Below are 7,135 nucleotides of genomic sequence, written 5' to 3'. Positions count from 1 at the left end.
GGCAACGATGCCGCCGCTGCGCCCGCCGAGACGCCGGCCGCGCCCGCGGCCACCACCGCCGATGCCGCTGCACAGCCTGCCGCCACGGAAGGCGACAACGCCGCGGCCAAGCCGGTCGCCGCCAAGACCCCGAACGGCCCAGAGCCGGTTGCCGGCACCGACTACGTCGACATCGCTGGCGGCCAGCCGTTCCAGCCGACCAACGGCAAGATCGAGGTGGCCGAGATCTTCGGCTACGTCTGCCCGGCCTGCGCGCGCTTCCAGCCGCTGATCGGCCCGTGGAAGGCCGGCCTGCCGTCGGACGTGCGCTTCGTCTATGTGCCGGCGATGTTCGGCGGCACCTGGGACGACTACGCCCGCGCGTTCTACGCCGCCGAGGCGCTGGGCGTGCAGGAGAAGACCCACGAGGCGCTGTACAAGGCGATTCACGTCGACGAGACCCTGAAGGGCGAGCGTGGCCGCGACTCGGTGCAGGACATCGCCAACTTCTACGCCAAGTACGGCGTGGACCCGAAGCAGTTCGCCGACACCATGGGCAGCTTCGCGGTGGCCACCAAGACCAACCGCGCCAAGCAGTTCGCCACCCGCAGCGGCATCACCGGCACGCCGTCGCTGATCATCAACGGCAAGTACCTGGTCAAGGGCAAGAGCTACGACGACATGCTGCGCGTGGCCGATCACCTGATCGCGCGCGAGCGCGCGGCGATGGCCAAGTAAGCCGTCCGTCCCGGGCCGCACCGCCGTGACCGCTCCCGCCACCCGCACCCTGCGCGTGCTGACCGCCAACATCCAAGCCGGTTCCAGCACGCGCCGCTACAGCGACTACGTGACCCGCAGCTGGTCGCACGCGCTGCCAGCCGGGCGCAAGCGCAGCAGCCTGGACGCGATCGCGCAGTTGGCCAGCGACCACGACATCGTCGGCCTGCAGGAGGCCGACCCCGGCAGCCTGCGCTCGGGTTTCACCAACCAGACCCACTACCTGGCCGAGCGCGCCGGCTTCAACTACTGGAGCCACCAGCCGAACCGGCGCGTGGGCGGCGTGGCCTCCAGCGCCAACGGTCTGCTCAGCCGGCTGGAGCCGGTGGAAGTGCAGGACCACGCCCTGCCCGGCCGGCTCGGCGGGCGCGGCGTGCTGCTGGCCAAGTTCGGCAACGGCGCCGAAGGCCTGGCGGTGGCGGTGGCGCATCTGTCGCTGGGCGCCAACTCGCGCGCGGCGCAGTTGGCCTTCATCGCCGAGTTGCTGTCCGATCATCCCAACGTGGTGCTGATGGGCGACTTCAACTGCGTCGCCGACCGCCCGGAAATGCAGTTGCTCTACAAACGCACCCGGCTGCAACCGCCGGGCTGCGTGGTGCCGACCTTCCCGAGCTGGCGCCCGCAGCGCGCCATCGACCACATCCTGGTCAGCGACGGCCTGCGCTGCAACGAACAGCGCGCAGTGCCCGCCGCCTTCTCCGACCACCTGGCGGTGGCCACCGAGATCGACGTGCCGCAGCACGTGTTGCGCTGAGGCGCCATCGCGCCACAGTCCGCTCGGCGGCGCGAAACCGTCAGCAGCGGCAGCGCGCCTGCCAAGCCCAACCCGAAGGGTCGCGGTTGCGCGGGGATGGATGACACGCCCTAGAACAGCGTCTCCTTGAACGGCAGCATCGCCGCGCCCAGTACCGTGGCATGCGCTTGGACTTCGCCGACCAGCAGTGTGGGATATGGCGAGGCGATGCCACGCCGCGGGGCCGACTCGAACGCAATGCGGGCGATCAGCCTTCGCGCAAGATCGGCAGGCAGGCGCGCACCGAACACGATCACCGGCGGATCGATCAGCGCAATGGTCGCGGCCACCGCCAGCGTCACCGTCGATTGCACGGCATCCAGCCAAGCGTCGATCTGCGGCCACGCCGGGTCGTACTGCTGCAGCATCGCATGCAGGTCCGGCAGCGCGTGACCGTCGGCGACCAGCGCCTCGCGCAGGCTCTCCAGCGTCGGCCGTGCCATGCCGGTGATGGCCGAAATACGGCCCAGTTCGCCAGCATTGCCGTGCGCGCCGCGGCACACGCCGCCGTCGGCGATCACGCCCGCGGCGAATCCGTCGCCGATGTACAGATAGACCAGGTCCCGCGTTCGACGGCCGATCCCATACACCGCCTCCGCCAGAGCCGCGCAATGGGCGTCGTTGTCCATCCAGACCGGCAACTGCAGGCAATCGGCGACGAATCGGTCCAGTTCGACCTCTACCCAGTCCGATGCCAGCGACAGCGGCGGGTTGACGCGCGCGCCCTCGCCGATGCGCGGTCCGGTCATGCTCAGACCGACGCCGAACAGCTGTTGTCGGTCCACAGCAGCAGCCTGTAGCAGTTCCTCCACCATCGCCGGCAACTGCCGACGCACGTCAGCCAACGTGAGCGGGAATGCAGTGAACTGACGCATCCCACGGATCTGCCCGGCGAAGTCGATCAACAGCACCGCGATGCCATCGACCGTCAACGAGACGCCGACGCTGTACGCGTAATCCGGCACCAAACGCACCAGGCGACTCGGCTGGCCGCGCCCGCGACGCGGCGATGGCCCCAGTTGCAGCAGGCCATGCGCGACCAACGGATCGAGGATGCCCTTTGTCCCCGGCACGCTGAGTCCAATGGCGCGGGGCAGATCGGCACGCTCGACCTGTCCCGCGCGGCGGACCAAGTCCAGCAGCATGCGCTCGCTGGTCCCAGCGACGTTGCCGTCGCTGCGGCGGCGGTACTGCGGACGGACAGCGGCGTTGGCGAAGAAGCCGGACACGCGAAGCGACAGCGGGGGCGTTGTCATATTTCTTTTAATTAACCAACTTAATTTAATGCATCTTCGGCCACCACTCTGGGGCCGCCCAAGACTGGATCGTGCCATGCGTCTGCTGCCGCCTCATCCCCTTTGCGTCTTCCGCTCGCCCGACGCCTCCTCTCCGTCCGTTCTGTCGCTGGCACTTCGCCTGGCGCTGGCCGGCGTCCTGCCGTTGGCATCGCCGGCGTATGCCGATGCGCTGCAGGCCGACGAGGATGCGAAGACCATGGATGCAGTGCAGGTCCGCACCTCGTTCCAATCGCAGAACACGCGCGCCATCGCCACCAAGCAGGGGGCTTCCACCATCGTGGATTCGATCGCCGCCGACAGCATCGGGCAGTTGCCGGACTTCAACGTCGGCGACGCGCTGCGCCGGGTCGCCGGCGTGAGCACGGTGGAGTACCAGGGCGAACCGCGCTATGTGACCGTGCGCGGCCTCAACGGCAACTACAACAGCATGTTGATCGACGGCTTCGCGTTCGCCAGCAACGATATCGGCAGCCGCCAGGCGCTGATGGACGTGCTGCCGGCCAATTTCGTTGATCGCATCGACGTGGTGAAATCGCTGTTGCCGGAAAACGACGGCGGCGCGATCGGCGGCGTCACCGATCTGGTCACCGAAAGCGGCTTCGAGCGGCCCGATGGATTGCTCACCGCCGCGGCCAAGGGGGGCGTCAACCTCATGGGACAGCGCTACGGCGGGCGCACGCCGGCCGGCGAAAGCGAACTGAAGTGGAGCAAGCGCTTCGGTGGCAACGACGAATTCGCGTTCCTGGGCGCGGCCAGCGTCTGGCGCCGCGTGATCTCGGTACCGCAGGAGGAAAACGGAAGCGGCCTGAACTGGTACAACGCCGACGGTACGCGCTCCGCCTTGGCCTATGGCGGCGTCGGCAACGCGGTGCCCAGCGAGCGGCGTTGGTACAACTACGACAACACCCGCGAGCGCCGCGGACTGACCATGCGCCTGGATTGGCAACCGGATGGCCCGCTCAGCGGCCATCTCGCCGGCTATCGCTTCCGTCAGCGCGAGACCTCCGACCGCGACGCCGAGGTCGCGCAGGTGCAGAACAGCGCGCGCCTGGTTCGCACCGGCGCCGACAGCGGAACCCTGGACAATCTCAATCAGCTTGTCGAACTGGGCCAATTGCGCTGGAAACGCGGACTGACCGGGCTCAACGGCGAACTGCTGGCCGAACTGCCGGCGCAGTGGCGCGGCGCACTGCGCGCCAGCACCTCGCGCGCCACGGTGGATAACCCGCAGACCTGGGACCGTTTCCAACAAAACCGCTTAGGCTACGCGTTCGACTGGAGCGACAGCCTGCCTGCGTTCACTGCACTCAACCCGGCGCTGGCCGACGACCCGACGCGCTACGCCAACCTCTATCACCAGCAGGAACGCACCCGCTACGCCGAGCGGGTCAGCGATCTGCAATTGGAATTGCGCCGCAACATGGACGAGGACAGTCGTGGATTGGGCGTGGCATGGGGCCTGCGACAGGTGCGTACGCACATGCGCACGTCCTTCCAGCGCACCACCTGGAGCGGGCTGCCCTACACCCTGGCGGACGTGCTGGGCGATTCGACCTGCGGGCTGGGCTGCAATACGCCGATGCTGACCATCGATCCGGCCCTTGCCGACGCACGCTGGGATGCCGTCGCCAACCAGGCACGTGGCGTGATGGACACCGCCGCGCAGAACAGCGGCAGCTACGCCGTGGACGAACAGGTGCGCGCCGGCTTCGTCCAGGCGCAATGGCGGGGCGAGCGCTGGCGCCTGGCCGGCGGCGTGCGCTTGGAACAGACCCGTTTCGGCAGCGACGGACTGCAACTGAGCGGATCGACATGGAGCCCGGTCAGTGCCGTGCGCCGCTATCGCAACTGGTTGCCGTCGCTCGCCGGCCAGTGGCAGACCAGCGCAAACGGCACCCTGCGCTTCGGCGTCTCGCGCTCGATCGGGCGCCCGCGCCTGGACCAGATGGCGCTGAACGGCGGCGTGCTGACACTCAGCAGCACGCCGCCCACGCTCAACCAGGGCAACCCGGACCTGCAACCGCGTCGCGCACTGAATCTGGATCTCGGCCACGACTGGACCTTCGACGATGGCGGCAGCCTGCTGTCGATCGCGCTGTTCCACAAGACCATCCACGATGAAATCTTCCGCTACGGCCAGCTGCAGTCCCTCGACGGCCAGCAGGTGCTGGTCACGCAGCCCCGCAACGTGGACCGGCCAGTGCGGCTGCGCGGCCTCGAACTGAGCGCGATCAAGGAACTCGGGCCCTGGCTGCCCGCGCTGAACGGCCTGTCGGTGAACACCAATGTCACGCTGCTGGACGTGGACTACCCGGTGGTGCTGGGCGACGGCAGCCGTACGACGCTGTCGGTGCTGCCGCAGCAGCCCAAGCATCTGTGGAATCTGGCGCTCAACTATGCGCGGGGTCCGCTGAGCGCCTCGCTGGCCTGGAACCATACCGGTGTGTTGTGGGACGACCGTTACCCCAACTACACCAACCAGTTGGAGTTCTATCGCAACCGCTACCAGCAGGCGTTGGACCGCGTCGACCTGAAGCTGGGCTGGCAGGTATCGCCCTCCGTCGCGCTGAGCCTGGACGTGTTGAACCTGACCGGACAGGGCTACGAGTACCGCATCGGCCGCCAGCAGGAATACGTGCAATCGGCCTGGAAGATGGCGCCGACCGTGATGGTCGGCCTCAATGTCAAACTCTGAGGCAAACCGCATGTCATCGTTTTTCGATACCAGCATCAGCCGTCGCCAGTTGCTGGCCGCGGCCGGCGCGACGGTCGTGGCTTCGGCACTGCCGGCGCAGACCATCTCGCCACAGCCGCCGGATGTGGGACGCAAGTTCCTCCGCTCACGGCGCCCGCTGCCGTTCCCCGGCAATACGTTCCTGGGCCATCTGCAACAGCAGGGCGATGGCTACCAGAGCTTCGACCGCGTGCTGGACATCTATCGCGAATTCTCCGAGCACCGCTTCGCCGACAAGTTCGCCTTGCTGCCACCGAGCAGCTATCACGTGACATTGCTGGGTGGAGTCAACGAGATCGACCGCGCTGGTGGGCCATGGCCCAGCGACATGGCGCGCGACGTACCGCTGAGCGACATCCATGCGACGTTCCTGGCACGGCTGCAGCAGCGCGACGTCGCGCCACTGGGCGCGTGCCGGTTCCTGATCGATCCTGCGGCAGCGAAGACCGGCCGCAACGACAATCTGCTGATCCCGTTGCGGCCCGCGGACGCAGCGACCGCGCTGCGGCTGGACGCCGCCCGCCGCGGCCTGATGGCACTCATTCGCCTGCAGCGCCCGGACTACGTCGACTACCGGTTCCACATCTCGTTGGCCTATCTGTGCGACACGCTCGATGAGGTCGAACATGCCGCCTATCGGAAGGCGGTACACGACTGGCTGGCGCGGCTCGCCGCGGCCGGACCGATCACCGTGCCGCGCTTCCACTTCTGCACCCTTCAGGACATGTACGCGTTTCGGACGCTGCAAGAGGTGTGAGCCGCCCAGGCGACGGACGACATCGGCATGCGAAACGCGCGGCGCGGGATACGCGCCGCAACGTCCGTCACACCGCTAGAACTTCACGTAAGCTCCCCCGTCAAGCAGGCACTTCAAAAGTAGAGCTTTCGGCGCACTTGTTGCGGTACTCGACCGGGGTCATTCCGCCGAGCGAATCATGGGATCTTGCTTCGTTGTAGTCGATCATCCACCAGTGGGCGGCTTCGCGCACATCGTCGAGGCAGGCGAAGAGATTCAGGTCGAGCACTTCCTCGCGGAACGTGCGATTGAAGCGCTCAATGAAGGCATTCTGATTTGGCTTTCCCGGCTGGATGTACTGCAGGGCCGACGTCCCCCCGCTTTCAGTAGCGTGGCTCTTTAGAGTCCGGGTTTCATCGTAGCGGCTTTGGCCGCTAGCTGTTGGGCATAGGCGGCCGGGGTCAGGCCGCCCAAGATCTTCTTCGGTCGCTCCTCGTTATATTCCCGTCGCCAGGTCTGGATCTCGGCGCGGGCGTGCAGCAGCGTCGGGAACCAGTGTTCGTTGAGGCACTCGTCGCGCAGGCGGCCGTTGAGGCTCTCGATGTAGGCGTTCTGGTTCGGCTTGCCTGGCTGGATCAAGCGCAGCTGCACACCGCGCTCGTGAGCCCACGTCACCATCGTCTTGCCGCAGAACTCCTTGTCGTTGTCGGTGCGGATCACCTGCGGCAGACCCCGTGTCAGCGCCAGCCGATCCAGCACCCGCGCCACGCCGTGGCCGGAGATGGCCCGCTCCACCTCGATCGCCACCGCCTCGTGCG

At 67.3% G+C, this 7,135-nt stretch carries 6 protein-coding genes and 1 pseudogene; 4 read left to right on the top strand and 3 right to left on the bottom strand.

Annotated features, from left to right (window positions below; genetic code table 11):
- The coding region (locus D180_RS01645) for a thiol:disulfide interchange protein DsbA/DsbL (RefSeq protein ID WP_017911405.1) at nucleotides 1-717 on the top strand (717 nt) is incomplete at its 5' end.
- 25 nt (nucleotides 718-742) lie between these two features.
- Entirely contained in the window at nucleotides 743-1,510 is a 768-nt protein-coding gene (locus D180_RS01640) for an endonuclease/exonuclease/phosphatase family protein (protein ID WP_017908277.1), read from the top strand.
- Between the two features lie 110 nt (nucleotides 1,511-1,620).
- Here D180_RS01640 and D180_RS01635 read toward each other — a convergent pair whose 3' ends face one another.
- A complete protein-coding gene (locus D180_RS01635) occupies nucleotides 1,621-2,778 on the bottom strand; it encodes an ROK family protein (protein WP_017911404.1) in 1,158 nt (385 codons plus the stop codon).
- A gap of 169 nt (nucleotides 2,779-2,947) precedes the next feature.
- Between D180_RS01635 and D180_RS01630 the strand changes: the two genes are divergently transcribed.
- Nucleotides 2,948-5,542, top strand: coding sequence for a TonB-dependent receptor (locus tag D180_RS01630; protein WP_198526494.1), 2,595 nt, complete (start codon nucleotides 2,948-2,950; stop codon nucleotides 5,540-5,542).
- 10 nt (nucleotides 5,543-5,552) lie between these two features.
- On the top strand, nucleotides 5,553-6,338 hold the full coding sequence (locus tag D180_RS01625; protein WP_017911402.1) for a DUF1868 domain-containing protein: 786 nt from the start codon (nucleotides 5,553-5,555) through the stop codon (nucleotides 6,336-6,338).
- A gap of 100 nt (nucleotides 6,339-6,438) precedes the next feature.
- Here the strand turns inward: D180_RS01625 and D180_RS22675 are convergent.
- Nucleotides 6,439-6,681, bottom strand: a pseudogene (locus D180_RS22675) (transposase); the annotation flags it as partial.
- Nucleotides 6,682-6,716: 35 nt separating this feature from the next.
- Nucleotides 6,717-7,135: integrase core domain-containing protein (locus D180_RS01620; RefSeq protein WP_017911400.1), on the bottom strand; the 419-nt coding region annotated here is incomplete at its 5' end.

Source organism: Xanthomonas sp. SHU 166, assembly GCF_000364685.1.
GTDB classification, from domain to species: domain Bacteria; phylum Pseudomonadota; class Gammaproteobacteria; order Xanthomonadales; family Xanthomonadaceae; genus Xanthomonas_A; species Xanthomonas_A sontii.
The sequence above is the reverse complement of the archived record's forward strand: the minus strand, read 5'-3'. Positions and strand labels throughout refer to the sequence as shown.

Coding starts and splice junctions, on each gene's coding strand:
- D180_RS01625 (WP_017911402.1), top strand. CDS start 5,553: ATGTCATCGTTTTTCGATACCAGCATCAGCCGTCGCCAGTTGCTGGCC.